12 protein-coding genes are annotated in these 16873 nt (G+C 57.5%); 5 read left to right on the plus strand and 7 right to left on the minus strand.

The window, feature by feature from the left end; all coding sequences use genetic code 11:
- Positions 1 to 19 precede the first annotated feature (19 nt).
- On the minus strand, positions 20 to 1135 hold the full coding sequence (locus tag ED661_RS14930) for a zinc ABC transporter substrate-binding protein (protein ID WP_254054854.1): 1116 nt from the start codon (positions 1133 to 1135) through the stop codon (positions 20 to 22).
- A gap of 118 nt (positions 1136 to 1253) precedes the next feature.
- On the opposite strand from ED661_RS14930, the gene ED661_RS14935 reads away from it, so the two are divergent.
- Genes ED661_RS14935 through ED661_RS14945 form a run of 3 tightly spaced genes read left to right on the plus strand, consistent with a single transcriptional unit; the run spans position 1254 to position 3342 of the window.
- Positions 1254 to 1742 carry a Fur family transcriptional regulator gene (locus ED661_RS14935; RefSeq protein WP_122074727.1) on the plus strand — a complete coding sequence of 163 codons (489 nt, stop codon included), beginning with the start codon at positions 1254 to 1256 and terminating at the stop codon, positions 1740 to 1742.
- Entirely contained in the window at positions 1733 to 2518 is a 786-nt protein-coding gene (gene znuC / locus ED661_RS14940; protein WP_122074728.1) for a zinc ABC transporter ATP-binding protein ZnuC, read from the plus strand. Before ED661_RS14935 ends, znuC begins: the two co-directional genes overlap by 10 nt.
- Entirely contained in the window at positions 2515 to 3342 is an 828-nt protein-coding gene (locus tag ED661_RS14945; protein ID WP_122074729.1) for a metal ABC transporter permease, read from the plus strand. Before znuC ends, ED661_RS14945 begins: the two co-directional genes overlap by 4 nt.
- A gap of 16 nt (positions 3343 to 3358) precedes the next feature.
- Here the strand turns inward: ED661_RS14945 and ED661_RS14950 are convergent, their stop codons facing one another.
- Both ED661_RS14950 and ED661_RS14955 read right to left on the minus strand, forming a co-directional pair.
- The gene (locus ED661_RS14950; protein WP_122074730.1) at positions 3359 to 5650 is read right to left on the minus strand and encodes a response regulator; all 2292 of its coding nucleotides are present in this window, start codon (positions 5648 to 5650) and stop codon (positions 3359 to 3361) included.
- Positions 5651 to 5668: 18 nt separating this feature from the next.
- Complete coding sequence (locus tag ED661_RS14955; protein WP_122074731.1) at positions 5669 to 6541, minus strand: PhnD/SsuA/transferrin family substrate-binding protein; 873 nt, start codon at positions 6539 to 6541, stop codon at positions 5669 to 5671.
- A gap of 388 nt (positions 6542 to 6929) precedes the next feature.
- On the opposite strand from ED661_RS14955, the gene ED661_RS14960 reads away from it, so the two are divergent.
- Positions 6930 to 10775 carry a PEP/pyruvate-binding domain-containing protein gene (locus ED661_RS14960; RefSeq protein WP_122074768.1) on the plus strand — a complete coding sequence of 1282 codons (3846 nt, stop codon included), beginning with the start codon at positions 6930 to 6932 and terminating at the stop codon, positions 10773 to 10775.
- A gap of 108 nt (positions 10776 to 10883) precedes the next feature.
- Entirely contained in the window at positions 10884 to 11795 is a 912-nt protein-coding gene (locus ED661_RS14965) for a MurR/RpiR family transcriptional regulator (RefSeq protein WP_122074732.1), read from the plus strand.
- Between the two features lie 24 nt (positions 11796 to 11819).
- Here the strand turns inward: ED661_RS14965 and ED661_RS14970 are convergent, their stop codons facing one another.
- The 4 genes from ED661_RS14970 to ED661_RS14985 form a co-directional block, all read right to left on the minus strand.
- On the minus strand, positions 11820 to 12602 hold the full coding sequence (locus ED661_RS14970) for an arginine deiminase family protein (RefSeq protein WP_122074733.1): 783 nt from the start codon (positions 12600 to 12602) through the stop codon (positions 11820 to 11822).
- A 4-nt stretch (positions 12603 to 12606) separates the two neighbouring features.
- A complete protein-coding gene (locus tag ED661_RS14975; RefSeq protein ID WP_122074734.1) occupies positions 12607 to 14214 on the minus strand; it encodes a 5-guanidino-2-oxopentanoate decarboxylase in 1608 nt (535 codons plus the stop codon).
- Positions 14211 to 15395, minus strand: a complete 1185-nt coding sequence (locus tag ED661_RS14980; protein WP_122074735.1) for a pyridoxal phosphate-dependent aminotransferase — start codon at positions 15393 to 15395, stop codon at positions 14211 to 14213. The genes ED661_RS14975 and ED661_RS14980 overlap by 4 nt, the downstream gene beginning before the upstream one ends.
- Before the next feature lie 210 nt (positions 15396 to 15605).
- A complete protein-coding gene (locus ED661_RS14985; protein WP_122074736.1) occupies positions 15606 to 16289 on the minus strand; it encodes a hypothetical protein in 684 nt (227 codons plus the stop codon).
- Positions 16290 to 16873 lie beyond the last annotated feature (584 nt).

Below are 16873 nucleotides of genomic sequence, written 5' to 3' on the forward strand. Positions count from 1 at the left end.
TTTGGATAGAAACCTGACCCTAGTGGCAGTCAGCCATGGCTGCACCAAGCTCTTTCAACAGCGCAGGGTAGAAGCCAGCGCCCAGCTCCAGACCTGTGCCCAGTGGATCGATGACCACAGTTTTGGCGCCGCTGCCCTCCAGCACAGTTGCCACCATATCAGGGTTGAACTGCGGTTCAGAGAAAACGCAGGAAACCTGCTTATCTTTCACCACTTGCTGAATCTCTGCAATCCGCGCAGGGCTTGGATCAGAGGCATCCCCCAGAGAAATGGCCCCAGCCGCCTGCAGGCCAAAGCTGTGCTCGAAATACTGATAGGCATCGTGGAACACCACAAACCCCCCGCTCCGCAGTGGTTCCAGACCCGTCAAGACTTCGGCCTTGGCTGCTTCAATTTCCTGCTTTCCTGCGGCGGCATTGGCGGCATAGGTGGCGGCGTTTTCCGCGTCATGCTCTGACAGCTCTGCCGCAATCACATCCAGCCAGAGTTTGGCGTTTTCAGGTGACAACCAGGCATGCGGGTCCAGGCCCTCGTGGTCGTGACCCTCATGGCCGCCATGGTCGTGCCCCTCGTGATCATCGTCATGACCATCTTCATGCTCATCCTCATGGGCATGCTCGGCCTCGGCGTGTTCCTCATGGTCATGATCGTCGTGGTCGTCATGCTCAGCGTGATCATCGTGATCGTCATGTTTCTCATGGTCGTCGTGGTCATCTCCATGATCATCGTGGTGGTCGTCGTCATGACCCTCTTCTTCACCATGATCATGAGCCTCAAACCCAACGCCTTCACGGAAAGGTAGCGCCAAGCCACCTTCAAGCTCCAACAGCTCCACAACATGGGCGTCCTTGGCCAGCTCTTCCACCGCGCCTTCCAGCCACGGAGTCAGCGCCTCGCCCATCCAAAAGACGACATCCGCCCGCGACAAAGCCAGAGCCTCAGAAGGGCGCATGGAATGATGATGCGGCGAAGCGCCCGCTGGCACCACCATGTCAGGCTCTCCCACGCCCTGCATGACCCGCGCAACCAGACCGTGCACAGGCGCAATATCGGTTGCAACTTTTGGCACATCTGCCAGAGAAACGCCTGCAAACCCCATGAGGGCCGCAACAGAAGTCAGAGGAGTTTTAAGCATGGGACTCTCATGTAATTTTATAACATCGCACGACTTGTTAAACGTCATACCATAACATATCAAGAGCCGAGTTTACCAAAGGCCAGGCAGCGCCCCTTCTCAGCGGAGACCCAAGACCATGGATTCCATCGGATTTGAGACCCATGACCACGCCAGCTGCATTGCTGACTGCATTGAGACAGCGAATGCCCAGTGCAAAGCGCAGGGGCTGCAGTTCACGCCGGTGCGCAAACGGGTTTTGGAAATTCTTCTGCAAGAGCACCGCGCGTTGGGAGCCTATGAGATCCTGGATCGGCTGCGCGAAGAAGGGATGGGGTCACAGCCACCTGTGGCCTATCGGGCATTGGATTTTCTGGTGACCAACGGCTTTGCCCATAAAATCGAGCGCCTGAATGCCTTTATTGCCTGTACCCATCCCGGCGAAGACCACGCCCCGGCCTTTATGATTTGTCGGATGTGCAAATCCGTCGCCGAGGCCCAGACCCTTCCAAGAAATGGACAGTTGGGCAAGGCCGCCCGAGACGCAGGTTTTCAGATCGAACGCACCGTGGTCGAGGCCGAGGGCCTCTGCCCCAAGTGTCAAAAAGCCGACGCTAAATGCATCTGATCTCGCTACAGAACCTTTCGGTCAGCTATGGCGGCAACACGGTTCTATCAAATGTGACTTTTGGCATCTCTCCGGGTGAGATCGTCACCATCGTTGGGCCCAATGGCTCTGGCAAATCCACCCTGCTGCGCAGCGTCATTGGCGCCCAAGTGCCAAGCCAGGGCAGCGTGACACGCAGCCCCGACCTGCGCATCGGCTACGTGCCGCAAAAACTGCATATCGATCCCACCCTGCCAATGACGGTGCGCCGGTTTCTCAGCCTGCCAGACAGGGTGACGAACCAACAAGCGACCAAGGCCCTGGAACAGGCCGGCGCCGGGCAGCTGTCCAACCGTCAGATGGCTGATCTGTCAGGGGGGCAGTTTCAGCGCGTCCTGCTAGCGCGGGCGCTGCTGTGTCAGCCACAACTGTTGATTTTGGATGAGGCCACCCAGGGGTTGGATCAACCCGGCTCCGCCGCCTTTTACCAACAAATCGAGAGCCTGCGACAAACTCTGGGCTGTGCAATACTGATGGTCAGCCACGAGCTGCACGTGGTGATGGCCGCGTCAGATCGGGTGATCTGCCTCAACGGTCATATCTGCTGCGAAGGCGAACCCGAACATGTGGCCTCGGCACCAGAATACCGCGCCCTGTTTGGCAGCGGCACCCAGGGCGCCCTGGCCCTGTATCGCCACGAACATAATCACAGCCACGACCACAGTTGCGGCCATGATCACGGCCTGGAAGAGGCTATCTCCCAAGCCTCCCATGCCAGGGAAGAGACCAAAAGATGATCACCCTGTTTGACAGTTTTCTGCTGCGTGCGGCCTTTGCCGGAACTGGAGTAGCGATCGCCGCTGCCCCACTGGGCTGTTTTGTGATCTGGCGCCGCATGGCCTATTTTGGCGATGCCACGGCGCATGCCTCGATCCTGGGTGTTGCTCTGGCCCTGGGATTTCAGGTCCCGATCTTTGCCGGTGTGCTGATCATTGCCCTGCTGATGGCCACCGCTGTCTCCAGCTTGAGCGGCCGGGGTTTTGCAATGGATACTCTGCTGGGCGTATTGGCACATTCATCCCTGGCCTTTGGACTGGTCGCCGTATCCTTTTTGCAGGGCATCCGTATTGATCTGATGGCCTATCTGTTTGGGGACATCCTGGCGGTAAGCCGGATGGATCTGGCGGTGATCTGGGGCGGCGCCGCCCTGGTTCTGCTGCTGCTCTGGGCCAGATGGTCCGCTCTGCTCACCGCCACGCTCAGCCCTGATCTTGCCTATGCTGCAGGGATCAACCCAAAGCGTGAACAACTGGTCCTGACCATTGCCTTGGCTCTGGTAGTGGCTGTGGCCATCAAGGTGGTCGGGGTTTTGCTGATCTCTGCCCTGCTGCTCATCCCCGCCGCCGCTGCCCGTCCTTTTGCCACAACACCCGAACGTATGGCCGCGATTGCCGCCGGGATCGGTGCTCTCGCAGCCCTTGCCGGTCTGCAGCTGTCCTTTATGCTCGACACTCCGACCGGGCCAACTATTGTCTGCGTTGCTGCTGTGCTGTTTGCGCTGACAAATCTGGGTAGCACGGCCTATCGCCAGATGGCGGCCAATTCAGACAGGCGAACCTAGGTCTGACAGTAAACCATCAGGTCTGGCGCAGCCGAACTTCAGCCCCGAGATCTTGAGGGTCTTCGATCCAATCGTGTATGGCTGCAAGCAGCGCCTTTTTGCTTATCGGTTTGCTGAGGAAATCATCCATGCCAGCCGCAAGGCATTTTTCACGGTGGGACTCCAACGCATTGGCGGTCAGGGCGATGATATGACAGCCCGGGCTTTGACTGGCGGATTCAATCTCGCGGATCTTCATCGTTGCCTCGACCCCATCCATCACCGGCATCATCATATCCATCAGGACAATATCTGGCCGCACCTCCTTAAACCGCTCGACGGCCTCCGCCCCATTTGCGGCGATAACAATATCAAACCCAGCATCCTTGAGCATCCGGGTCACCACCAACTGGTTGGTCCGGTTGTCTTCTGCAATCATCAGCTTGATACAATGGGCCTTCTGCGGGTGCACCGAGCTGGGAGAGGTGGCGCTCTGCTCTGGTTGCTCATGGCTGTGTGCCCGCCCCAGAACCTGCTTCAACTGCGCCGCGCGCAGGGGCTTATGTATGATATTACAGCCCTCCAGCCCAACCTGATCGGGTTGCATCGCCGCGAGATCACCTGACGAGAGCATGACAATTGGCAGTGTCGCAAATTCTGGCATGGCATGAATGCGCCGCGCCAGTTCACGCCCGTCCATCCCCGGCATTTGGTCTTCCATGATGACAAGATCTAAACGGTCGGAAGTCAGACGCAAATCCAACATCACCTCCACGGTCTGACTTGCGCTACTGGCCTCAAGACTGTGCATGCCCCAGGCGTTCAACTGTTCCGTCAAAATCAGACGATTCAGCTCCTGACTACCAACAACCAGGCCCGTCAATCCCTGAAGAGCCAGCGGTTTTACAGGGATCTCTTCAACCTGTTCAGCAAGCGGCAAAGGCAGTTGAACCACAAAAACAGAGCCCTCCCCGGCTGTGGATTGCACTGTAACCTCCCCCCCCATCAAGGTCAGCAAACGCGCTGAGATAGCCAGGCCAAGCCCAGTACCTTCAAAATTGCGCGTCGCACCACTATCCACCTGTTCAAAGGCACTAAAGACCGTATCAAGCCGATCTTCGGGAATGCCTATCCCAGTATCAGTGACGTTGATCGTCAGGCCGTAGCCGTTGGAATTTTTCTCACCAGAGACATCAACATAGACATGGCCGATATCAGTGAATTTGACCGCATTGCCAATGATATTGGTAACCACCTGACGGATCCGGCCAACATCGCCCTCAAAGAACTCCGGCAGCTCGGGATCATATCGCAAGATGATCTCAATCCCCTTGGAAGTGGCCTTGGGTGAGAGCAGAGTGACCACATCCTCGATCGCGGTCTGTAGATTAAAAGGCGCTAAATCCAATTCGATCTTACCTGCTTCGATCTTGGAAAAGTTGAGGATATCATTGATAATTGTCAGCAGCGCCGCGCCAGATTTTGAAATGGTTTTCGCATAGAATCTCTGATCCTCATCCAGATCGGTCTCCATGATCAGCTCTGCCATGCCAATCACCCCATTCATCGGCGTGCGGATCTCATGGCTCATGTTGGCCAGGAATTCCGACTTGGCCTGATTGGCAATGTCAGCTTCTTCGCAGGCCCGCTCCAGAGCCAATTCGCGTTCGTTGCGCTCAATAAAGGTATCTTCCAGTACACCCACCGAGAAGTTGAGCGCCCAAAACTCCCGCGAGGCGTACCAGGGCAGTTTCCCCACTCGCCCATGTGCACCGGCTAGAACCTCCGACATCCTGAGGTGGATAGTTTGCAACGGCTGCAAGGCCAGCATGTTCAGCAAACCCAGAATGGCAGCCGACAAAGCGGCAACCGCAAGAACTGTCCACAAAATCGCATAGCGGACTCTTTCCTGGACCATGGCCTGCCCTTCCAGCATAGACCACTGCACAATCATTGTGCCGAACTTGAACCCTTCCATTTCCACCGGTTGTTCATAGGTCACAAATTCTTCCTGTGCCGCCGCCCCCCTTCGCGTGGCAGTGGCAATCATCATGTCCTCGGCATTCAGAATTTGGATGGAGCGGATTTTTGGGGTTCGCTCCAAAGCCTCATAAAGCCCGGTTTCCAACACAGGCACATCTTCCACAATGATGGATTCAAGCATCAACCCACTGAGCAGAGAAATAGTCAGCCCGGCCTGTTCACTCAACTGCTCGCGCATCCGATTGCCTTCGGAGCGCTGTGCAGCAGCACCCACAACCAGCGCAACCAAAAGGGCGGCCAGCGACAGCGACAGCACGATCTGAAACAGGATACCAGTGCGTTTCATTTCTCTGCTTTTCCAGCGCTAAAAGCTACGGCTTTGTTCGATAGCGTCGCGGATCAGATCGTAGTCGGCATCTTCGCTCGCCAAAAACCCATTCTTGGAAACACGCCGGACAATCTCTTCGTTTTGCGTTGCCAACATGATGTCCTGCATCGCCTGCACGATCTCACCATCAAGGTCGGCTGCCGCCAGCCAGGGCTTTGTCACATTTTCAAAAGAGAGAAGAACCCGGATAGGAACCCCCTTGGCAACAAGTTTTCTATAGGTGCTTTCTTTCAACGCCCCAGCCGCAAACTTCCCGGCGCCAACCGCTTCGCCGACCAAATCATGCCTACCCAGATAGGAAAAACTGTGCAGATCCTCGCCTGAAATACCAACATCGAGCAATTGCGCCTGTGCCAAGTACCGTCCGATTGTGGACAGCTCATCCCCAAAGGCGAAGGTCAGCCCCGCCAGCTCTTCCAGAGATTGGACCGGGCTGTCACGATGAACCACAATTACCCCATTGAACCGCTTTTTGCCCTTCTTGGACTCGATCGCCACGATCCGAATCTGCGGATTGAGATCCTTGACCATGACATAGGAGGCTGGGCCAAAACGGGCGAAATCCACTTCGCCTTCGGCCAGCTGGCGAACGCCTTCGGCATATTCCTTGGCAATCGTCATCTTGATCGTGACTTTTTCTCCCAACCGCTCGGTCATCCGGTCCGCCAAAAAGGTCAGGAAGGGACGATACTTACGTACCGTTTCGGTCGGTTTGTCAGCCGCATAAGTTCCAAAAGTAAGAGTTATCTCAGCACGCGCATCATTTGGTGCAAAGCTCAACAACCCCAAGACCAGCAAAAGCAGGCCCTTCTGGGCAAAAGAAAATACAAAGCTATAAAATTGCCGCATGGTTGAGCCTCCTGGCTTAGTTGCTGCGTACCGACCACGTTGGTTATGTCTTGTATCAACCAATAAGTGCGTTGATCACGTTAATTTTCCTTCACCTCTTCCAGAAAATTTAAGTGAAAACCCGGCTCAAGGTCTACATTTAACCATTCGGTAATACTTTGGGTATTTTTTCATAAAATTGTTACAACTATAAAGATCTCCTCAACGGACAACAGGTCACTCAGTGCACATACCCTCCTTCTCCCAGAAAAAACGCAGACAATGCTGCACGTCCCTATCGGCGGCAATTCTTTTGGTTGTACCCCTTGAAGCCCAGGCCATTCCCTCACCCGAGTTGGTCATTGGCTCTGTCACCTCACTGTCGCAAGTTTTTGCTGTTGGCCTGGCCATGCTTTCCGGTGCAGGCGCAATTGTAGCTTCAAAACTGGGCCTCAAACCCACCGCCGCGGCGCAGCGCTACCCGGTTAAGCTCATTAGTGCTTTGTCGCTCTTTGTGGCCCTGCTGGCGGCGGCAAATTACTGGCAATTCAACGCACAGAAGACTGCAGAGCAGACCCGCCTGCAAGCCACTTTGCTGCGCCCTGCACAGTTTGCAGGCACTGAAATCAAGGATGACACCCTAAAAGAAACCAGTTTCTCCAAACAGGAAGGCAATCCTCTGGCCATCTCTACCGATCAGGCCGCCGCCCTGCTGGCAACCGGAGAGGCCGCTTTCTTTGACATCCGCGAAACCGGCGAAAACGCCATGGGCAGCCTGCCCGGCGCCGCCCATATCCGTTTCCCTGATTTTCTAGAGTCCCGTCCGCTTCAGCCCGGACAGCGCGCGGTGGTGTTTTGTCACAACGGCAATCGCAGCTCCGAGACCTGCGCCGAACTTGCCAAGCTGGGCATTGATTGCAGCTTTATTGCCGGGGGCATCGAGAAATGGATCGTCGAAGGGCGCTCCTTCAGCGATGCTGATGTGCAGACCCTTGCCGATCTGCGCGCCATTCCGGAATATGACAACAAGGATACCCTGCTCAGCACCGCCGACTTTACCGCGCTGGTCGAAACCGAAGATCTGCAGATCGTCGATACCCGCTACCCCGGTGATTTTGCGGCAGGCCACCTGCCGGGTGCCATCAATATTCCAATCCGCGCCCTACCAACGGATGAGCTGATGCGCCGCATCGCCGCGCTGGACGACAGGCCAACCGTGGCCGCCTGCTATGATCGACGCAGCTGCTTCATGGGGCAGGTTCTGGGGCTAGAGCTGACCCAACAGGGTATCGATTATCAGGGGCGCTACACCCTGCCATGGGAATACTTCATTGCCCCTGCCCCCAAACCCCATGTTCAGGACTGGCTGGCAGAGCAACAACAGACCTATTGGCAACAGGCGGTCTCGGCAGTTGCTGCGGCTTTGATCTGGACGCATGAGCGCAGCCACCTCTTGCTTGGGCTATTTGCCCTGTCTCTGCTGACCCGCCTGCTGGTACTACCTGTGGCGCTCAAATCAGAACGCGACCAGATCATTACCAATGACAGCGCCAACGAACTTGCGGCGCTCAAATCCAAACTTGCCCAGGATCCCGTGCGCAAGGCCCGTGCCATTCAGGCCTTTTATGCTGCCAAGGGGCTGACGCCTTTGCGCAACCTGACTGCACTTCTGTTTTTGCCCGTGATGATGCTTGGCGTCTCTGCCGCCGGCGAGGCCAGCGGCTTGCTCTCAATCAACCTGCTCTGGATCGCGGATCTTGGTCTGCCGGATCCGCTGTTTGCCCTGCCGCTGCTGTTTTGTGGATTGGCGGCACTCTATCTGGTCTGGGCTGTCGCCAAGACGGCGCGCCAGGTCAAGATTTGGCTGTTTCTCGGCGTGCCCGTGTTGTTTGCAATGGTCTACGGGCTCAGCGCGGCGGCCAATGCCTACCTCTGCTTCAGTCTTAGCCTGTTGCTCCTGCAACGAGCCTATGTGACAGGACTGCACCGCGCTATGAACCAGCGCTTGTCCCTGTGGCGCCATCAGCGCCGCTTGGCACAGCTGCCCGCCGGGGTGATCCCTATGGGTTATACCGAAGAACTGGCAACCGCTGGCAATAAGGCACTGCGCCTGTCAGTGTTGAAAAATGCAGGACTACCAGTTCCCGGCGGTGTTGTACTGCGCCAGGAAGCCATTGCCAGTTTTCAACAAATGACCCAGCCACAGCAGGAACGCTTTGCCGCAACCCTCTGGCAGCTGCTGGGTGAGAAACCCTGTGCCGTGCGCAGCAGCGCCAGCAACGAAGACGGCGCCGATCAAAGCTTTGCCGGTGTGTTTGAATCTGAGCTGGACGTCACAGGCGATACCCTGCGCGCAGCACTGAACAGCGTGATCGCCAGTTTTTCTTCCGAACGGGCCGCCAGCTACGAAGGGCAAGCCCAGGACGAGACAGCCGCCAATATCCTGGTGCAACATATGGTAGAGGCCGACTATGCCGGGGTATTGTTCACCCAAGATCCCACTGCCCCTGGCATGACCATGGTGGAATGGGTGCAGGGCTGCGGAGAAGATCTCGTCTCTGGCCGGGTGACCCCAGTTTCACTGCGCTTTGGGCGCTGCACTGGCTTGCCCGCCACAGACGATCAGGATCAAACCCTCGATCTGGCGCCGCTCCTGGCGCTGGCGCAGCGGGTTGAAGAGAGCTTTGGCTGTCCTCAGGATATCGAATGGGCCTATGCAGATGGTCAGTTCCAGATCCTGCAAAGCCGCGATATTACCACTCTGGCACGTGGCCCCGAGGCAGAACAGATCCGCCTAGCCGAATGGCGCGAGGTTCTGGACAATTTTGGCGCTGCGGAACCCGATGAGATAATCCTGGAACAGGACGAAATGTCCGAAGTCCTGCCCCGCCCGACGCCACTGTCTTTTTCCCTCATGGGCAGTCTTTGGGCCCCCGGTGGCAGCGTTGACCACGCTTGTCGTGCGCTAGGTGTCCCCTATGGCCTGCCCGAGGGGCGTGACGGCCATCTGGTCAATCTCTTCGGCAAGACCTATGTCGATGCGCGCCTAAAAACGGCGATGACCCTGAAACTGTCAAAGACCAAAGCAAAACAGTTGCGCCGTCAGGCCCGCCCGCTGGTCAAAGACTTCCGCACTCAAACTCTGCCGGATCTAACCGACAGGCTGGCGATCTGGCAGGCCATCGACTACGCCGCCCTGCCCCAGCACAAGCTGATTGAGGTCATTCAGACCCTGCACGGGCTCTTTGCCCATGAGATTTATGTCGAGGCGGAGAAGATCAATATCCTCGCGGGTTTCACCATGGGGGAAGCCACGGCCACCACGGCCGGCGATGCCACACTGCGCAAACTTCTGATGCAGGCAGAGCTGCCCAACGCCCCCTCTACGCTGCTGGGATCCTGTCACGGCAACCGCGACAAAGCTCTGGCCCTGATGGGACATCGCTCCATCTTTGACTATGAGCTCAGTTCACCGCGCTACAGCGAGGCCCCTGCCCTGCTCTGGCCCTTGCTGGAAAACCCGGTTGAACAGATCTCTGGTCCAACACCCCTGCCCGCCAATCTGCCGCATGAGTTGAAGGACAGCATCTCACTGGCACTGACCTTTCAGGATCTCAAGGAGCAGGCCAAACACGAGGCTCTGCGCATTCTGGCAGAACTGCGCCGGGCTGTGCTGGCCTTGGGGGCGAATTCAGGGCTCGATGATTTGGTTTTCCAGCTCACCCTGGAAGAGCTGCACCTCAGCGACTGGTCCAACCCCAAAGAGCTGCTGTGCCTGGCGCAGGCGCGCAAGTCCCATGAAGATCTGCGCAAGACCTCCGCGCCAACCCAGGTGCAGCTGACCCTGCGCGATTGCGAATTGCTGTCTCTCGGGGCACAGGCAACGCTGGCAGAGGGCGCCTTGGGCGGAACCTGCGTGGCAGGTAGTGGCGCTGTGACGGGCCGGGCCTTTTGGGTCACGGATGAAACCGCCACCGGGCCAGAGGTGTTTGCCGGGTTTAACGACGGCGACATTCTGGTTTGCAGCATGATCAACCCGGCCTGGTTGCCCTATGTACAGCGCTCTGGCGCGGTGCTGAGCGAGGTTGGCGGCTGGTTGAGCCATATGGCCATTGTCGCCCGTGAAAAACACATCCTGATGCAGGTCGCCTGCAAGGGGCTTGGCCAGATCGAAACAGGCGCCTGGGTAACTGTCAGCGAGGACGGCAGCATCCTCCTACAAGAGAACGAAAATCCTCAGGCCGTCTCTGCCTGAGGGACCAAAGGGGCTGCCCGGCTGAAAGCCGGGTGGCATTCCATGACCAAACCAACAGAACAGATGTTTTGAATTCCATATGGGGCAATCATATGATTTTATTGCCCCATGGATCCACATCTCGACCCAAAACAAACCGCCCGCCTGATTGCGGCCCTAAAAGAGCAGATTGCGCAGATGCCTGCCAAACTGGCTTTGGCGGCAAAATACATTATCGACAACCCGGGCAGCTTTGCGCTGGATCCGGTGCGTGACACGGCGCACAAAGCTGGCATCAGCGCCAATAGTTTTGTCCGCCTTGCCGATCGGCTGGGCTATGACAGTTTTGAGGCCCTGCGCCACCCCTTTCGCGATGCTCTGATCACCACCAATGAGAGCCACCTCGGGGCGGGTTGGCTGGACCAGATGGCGGGGCAAGGGCATGCCGCAGCGCTACAGGCGCGTGCTGTTCAAAGCGAGCTGAACATGGTCGCCCGGTCGCTGCGCCAGATGGGAGCACAGCGCACCAATGCCATTGTGGAGACCCTGCTCACCGCCAAACAGTGCTATGTGACTGCAAGCCGCGCCAGCTATGCGCTGGCCTACTATTTTCACTATGTGGCCCGTATGGCGCTGCCCGCAATTGATCTGGTGCCGCGTCATGTGGGCACCACGTTGGATGATCTGATTGGATTGGGGCCTGAGGATTGCCTGATCGCCATCACCTTTGCCCCCTATTCGACCAGCACCATTCAGGCCCTGCGTCAGGCCCGCAAGCAGGGCGCCCGTATTGTGCTGATTTCAGACAGCGAGGTCATCGCACCGGGGGTTGAGGCGGATCATGTGCTCACGGTGACCACAGCCTCATTGCACCCTTTTGGCGCCTATGCCGGGGCGATGGCGGTGCTGGATTGCCTGCTGTCCCATCTGATCGAGGCCGGCGGCACCGAAGCGCGCCAGCGGATCGAGGCCTATGAAGCGCTGAGACAAGACAGTGGCGCCTATTGGACAGGCGCAAAACTGCCGCAGATCCGCAGCTGAGCAGATCTGCGGGGCAAGCTCAGATCAAAACCGCAGCGACAGGCAGGACATGCCACCATCCAGCTTGGCGCAGTCACTATTGTCGATCTGCACCACTTCAAACCCGGCCTTGTCCAGCATCTCGGCTGTGCGCGGGAAGCCTGCGGGACAAAGCACCAGATTATTGAACCGGATCGCATTGGCCGCCGCCTCTTCGCCCTCAGCCACGTCCAGAATGCGATACCCTTCAAAACAGCCTGAGGCCGACAACCGTTTGGTCGACAGGATGGTTTCACCATCCATCAAGGAACAGTCGGTCTTGAAATGCAAAACACCAGGCGGGGTAAACACCTCGCGTAAGTTATGCCCCCAGTCAGCCAGGACCTCTACCAGTTCGGCAACCCCAGCGGCATCGGTGCGCTCCGAGCGCCCCACCAAAACTTCACGCGCTGTCACCAGAACATCGCCTCCTTCGACATGTCCTGGCCCGCTGATTTCGCGGACATCCTCGTAGCAGCTCCGCAAGATTGGCGCCATTTCTGCCACTTCGCCCATGCGCGATGGGGCACCGGGGCGCATCAGAACCGCTCCCTGTGGCAGGCAGAGCGCGGTATCCTCAACAAAAACCGCATCCGGAAACGCCTCCAGAGGTTCCAGTTCGATCACCTCTGCACCAGTGCTTTTGAGCGCTGCCACATACTGTGTATGAGCCGATAGCATGCCCTCCAGACTGGGTGTGCCCATATCGGTGGCGCGTAGCCCATCGATGATGCTGGCTGCCGGGCGGCGGGTGACGGCACGAGAGAATTCAAAACTTGGGTTTCTCATCAGTTTATTCCTCAGCTGGCGTAAAACCAGGCGCAGTAACTTCGACGATGCGGGGCCCCTGCCCTAGGTTTTTGGCAATGGCCGTCGCAACATCTGCCGGATCAGTCGTGACAGAGACATGCGGAATACCGAAGGATCGTGCCGTGGCCGCAAAACTTGGCGGTGTCGGATCGCAACCGATAACCGCAACGCCGACATCCTCCATCGAAGTGGCGATCTCGCGGTAGCCCTGATTGTTCCAGATCACAAAGGTAATCGACAGGTTCTCGTCCACCGCTGTCATCACTTCGGGCAGCGAGAACTGGGCGCCGCCATCACCAACGATGCAAATGACTGGCCTATTCGGCGCAGCAATCGCAGCCCCGATAGCAGCCGGTATCGCATAGCCTAGCGCACCATAGCCGGTGGCCGCATTGAACCAGCCACCGGGTCGGTCGTGATCATAAAAGAGATTGCCTGCATAGATCGGCTGGGTGGAATCCCCCACCATCAGGCTACCAGGCATCGCCTCCCGCATCGCCCCGAGAAGGGCCACTTGCCCCCGGTAATCTGCGCCAATTTCCTCAAAGGCCGCTGCGCGGGTCTCCGTCGCACGGGCCTCGCCACCCGACCCGGCACATTCAGCAGGCAAAGCTGCAAGCAGTTCAGCGGCAAAACCAGCAGCCTCAGCCCTAATCGGCAAGGCCGCCGCGTGACGGTCCAGTTGCTGATCGCAGATATCCACCCGGATCAACTGCTGCATCTGCGGCCACTCACCGGTGGCATACATGTCGTAATCTGTGGGCCCAAATTCACTCCCCAGCGCCAGGACAACATCGGCCCCCTCGATCAGGGAGCGCACTGCCTTCAGGCTCGGGCTTGCTGGCACGCCAAGGGGGTGTTGATACATCAATCCCCGGGCATTTGCGGTTTGCACCACTGGGGCATCCAGGCGCTCAGCCAAGGCCCGCAGCGCCTCCCCTGCCCGTTTGGCACCCCCACCGGCTAGAATGACCGGGTGCTTGGCCGCAGCCAGAAGGCGCGCAGCCTGCTGCACCAGTGCCACCTCCACCGGGGGAGCCTCTGTCACCTTTGGAGCAGAGAGCCCCGTTGCGGCACTGCCCGCAACATCCAGCGGGATCTGAATATGGGTTGGGCCGGGTCGGCCTGATGAAAAGGGCGAAAAAGCCTTGTTTAGAGCCGGTTCCAACTCTTCAGCCTTGGCGACATGCTGCGAGGTCAAGGCCACAGTCTGCGCCAGCGCATGCTGGTCTGGCAACTCATGCAAATGGCCCATGCCCTTGCCGAGGCTTGATTGGGCATTGGCACCGGAGACCACCAGCATTGGCACTGAATCCGCCCGCGCCTGAGCCATTGGTGTCAGCGTATTGGTCAGCCCCGGCCCAGTGATAACAAAAGCAACACCCGGCTTGCCGGACACCCGCGCATAGCCATCGGCCATAAACCCCGCGCCCTGCTCGTGGCGCGGTGTCACATGTCGTATACCTGATGCCGCAAGGCCACGGTACAGTTCAACCGTGTGCACCCCGGGGATGCCAAAGACACAAGAGACATCCCGGGCCTTCAGCCCGTCTACCAGTGTCTCACCAATTGTTTTTACAGGATCAGTCATGCCGCCCCCTTTGCCAAAGTATGTGCGTGGGAAACAAGCCGCGCGAGAGCCATCTCAAACGCCGCATCCTCAATAGTCAGTGCCACCCGCACCCAGGAGGTCAGGCTGTCACTAAAGGCCGATCCAGGCATCACTGCAACGCCATGTTCCAACAGATCCCAGGCATATTCATCACCAGTCATTCCGGTTGCCGCTACATTGATCATGGCAAACATGCCGGCTTCGGGGCGGTGCACCTGCAGGGCGGTTTCCGCCTCCAGCCGTTCAGCAAGCAGCTGCGCCCGTCGGCAAAAGCGTTGGCTCATCCCGGCGGAGACCGAAGAGCCCTCGCGGATCGCCAGTTCGGTCATATCAGCAATAAAGGGCTGGTTGCCAAAGAGCATGGTTTCGGAAAAGGGCAGCAAGGCATCGCAAAACGCCTTGGAACCCACACACCAGCCACTGCGAAACCCGGGGGAGGCATGTGATTTTGAAATGGATGAGACCGCAATGACCCGGTCTGCATAGTCCGGCAAGGAAAGTGGCGAGGCAAATTTCGCGCCTTCAAAAACCAACTGCTCATAGACTTCATCTGAAAGGATCCAGAAATCATGGACCCGTGCCAATTCGCACAGCGCCATGAGCTCAGACTGGCCCAGAATGGCTCCGGTTGGGTTGTGGGGACTGGTCAGCAATAAGGCGCGAGTGCGCGGAGTTATCCGTGCGGCCACATCAGCAGCCTGCATGCGGAACCCATTTTCTGGGCTAAGCGGTACGGGCACCAGGCTCGCCCCACTGGCTGCAACCACGCCTTCGTAGGTGGCATACATCGGATCGCCGACCAGAACTTCATCCCCATGCTGTGCCACCCCCATCATCGCGGCAAACAAGGCCGTCTGGGTGCCGGGGAAACACAGAAAGTTATCCGGTTCAAAAGCCCGCCCACGACTGGCGGTGTAACTCTCCGCCAAGGCGCGGCGCAGATTGATTTCGCCCCGCCCGTCTGAATAGCCGGTGCGCCCTGCCCGCATCGAGGTGATTGACTGTTCCATCAGTTCCGCCGGAACCGGCACATCAGGCTCGCCAATAGTCATCTCGATGATATCCGCACCTGATGCCACACGGTCCCGCGCGGCAAGGTGGAGATCCCATTTGGCGCCACCAAGGGAGGCCAGCCGTGACGTCACATCCGTGGTTTTCATGATTCCCGCCTTTTGAGCGCAGCTCCCGGTCTTCCCTGCCTTGATAAGCCGTTGGGATTGTTGGGGAGCCTGCGCGTTCCAGTAATTATGCAGTTGTATAATTACTGGAACGCGCATTTTCGGCAAGCCCCAAAATCACATAGGTTTTTTGATGGCCAACTCTTGGTTTCACCTTCTTAATCTCAATGTGAAACCAAATTCCATTTGAAATCAAACCACTACTTTGATGTCGGAGATCTGAGCGTCAACATCGCGACAGGCGGCCAGTAGTCTGGGTTTGAGATGCGACAAGACATAATTGGCGTGAAAACGGCTGGGCGCCGTCAAAACCAGCCGCCCCCCTGCCCGTTCACTGCGCGTCAGCGCATCAATCCAGGCTGTGTAGATGGCTGGGTCATCGCGGTGTAGAACAGCCTTCGCCAGGCTCCATTCATTGCCGTCACTCAAATCAGGTGCGGCAGCAACCTGGCCGGTACGCAGGGGAACAACATTTGTTGGCGGGGCTTCTTGTCCGTTCATTCGGTGTTCATAGTCAGGGCCGACATTGGCCCAACATGCGCGGGTATCCTCATAGATCAGATCCAGATCCAGGCCATGCTCGCTGACCCGACCGCGCACGCCCTGCTTTTTGACGACCAGCCACCCCATCGCCCGGAGTTTTGCCATTTCACGTTTGACGGTGCGCTCATCAACACACCACAATCTGGCTATTTCGCGTTGCCCCACGGCAAGTTCGTTGCGGGACCAGTTGTAGCGAGCCGTGACAAGGGTCATGAACCGCAGCACCAGCCGTTGTGGCGATTTCGGCTGTGACAAAGCAAAAGCGCCAAGGGCAGTCAGGATATCGTATTTCACTACCGAAGCATGTCGCCCGGCGGGTCGCTTCACCTGCATGGGTCTCTTGGTCCTTCTAGATTTACCCAAGCCATTATTCAAAGTGGCCAATCAAACATGGCTTCAGATTTGAAGCCAAGCAGTGATCCGGGGTAGGCTGCCTCATTTCATCGGGTTAGTCCCGAATTTACGTTGGCCCCTGATGACAGCAACTCAACGCTATTTACTCAATGTAGACGATTTGCGTCCTAGATGTCGATTCTGTCAAGGGCTGAGTTGGTTTCACCATCCCCCCAATTCCTTTTTAGAAATAAAAAATTGGTATCAATGGTATTGGGGGACATGCTGGCTGTCCCCCAATGGGGCGAAAATGTCCCCCATTAGGTAGCGGTTTGTCATTCACTGTCACCCTATATTTGGTGTGCAGCTCGATCTAGATCGTGCCGTGTCAGGGGGAGTGGGCACGGCGAATCGCGAATCGGTTCTGTCCCTCTCGCTCTTGTTTTTAAGGTCTTTTCTTTCCTGTGTCCCCGCGGGGACAGGACGCTCATTTTCAGAGTAATAGGTTTTGCGTTTTTGGCAAATCCGGCGTAAATGGGTATCTAGGAAAGATTAGCGTCCTGCCGAAAAAGGGCGAACCATAT

This window comes from Pseudophaeobacter sp. EL27, assembly GCF_900313025.1.
GTDB lineage: Bacteria > Pseudomonadota > Alphaproteobacteria > Rhodobacterales > Rhodobacteraceae > Pseudophaeobacter.

Bases quoted from the DNA above. Each gene is read 5' to 3' on its own strand.
- ED661_RS14930 (WP_254054854.1), bottom strand. From the start codon at position 1,135: ATGCTTAAAACTCCTCTGACTTCTGTTGCGGCCCTCATGGGGTTTGCA.
- ED661_RS14935 (WP_122074727.1), top strand. From the start codon at position 1,254: ATGGATTCCATCGGATTTGAGACCCATGACCACGCCAGCTGCATTGCT.
- znuC (WP_122074728.1), top strand. From the start codon at position 1,733: ATGCATCTGATCTCGCTACAGAACCTTTCGGTCAGCTATGGCGGCAAC.
- ED661_RS14945 (WP_122074729.1), top strand. From the start codon at position 2,515: ATGATCACCCTGTTTGACAGTTTTCTGCTGCGTGCGGCCTTTGCCGGA.
- ED661_RS14950 (WP_122074730.1), bottom strand. From the start codon at position 5,650: ATGAAACGCACTGGTATCCTGTTTCAGATCGTGCTGTCGCTGTCGCTG.
- ED661_RS14955 (WP_122074731.1), bottom strand. From the start codon at position 6,541: ATGCGGCAATTTTATAGCTTTGTATTTTCTTTTGCCCAGAAGGGCCTG.
- ED661_RS14960 (WP_122074768.1), top strand. From the start codon at position 6,930: ATGCTTTCCGGTGCAGGCGCAATTGTAGCTTCAAAACTGGGCCTCAAA.
- ED661_RS14965 (WP_122074732.1), top strand. From the start codon at position 10,884: ATGGATCCACATCTCGACCCAAAACAAACCGCCCGCCTGATTGCGGCC.
- ED661_RS14970 (WP_122074733.1), bottom strand. From the start codon at position 12,602: ATGAGAAACCCAAGTTTTGAATTCTCTCGTGCCGTCACCCGCCGCCCG.
- ED661_RS14975 (WP_122074734.1), bottom strand. From the start codon at position 14,214: ATGACTGATCCTGTAAAAACAATTGGTGAGACACTGGTAGACGGGCTG.
- ED661_RS14980 (WP_122074735.1), bottom strand. From the start codon at position 15,395: ATGAAAACCACGGATGTGACGTCACGGCTGGCCTCCCTTGGTGGCGCC.
- ED661_RS14985 (WP_122074736.1), bottom strand. From the start codon at position 16,289: ATGCAGGTGAAGCGACCCGCCGGGCGACATGCTTCGGTAGTGAAATAC.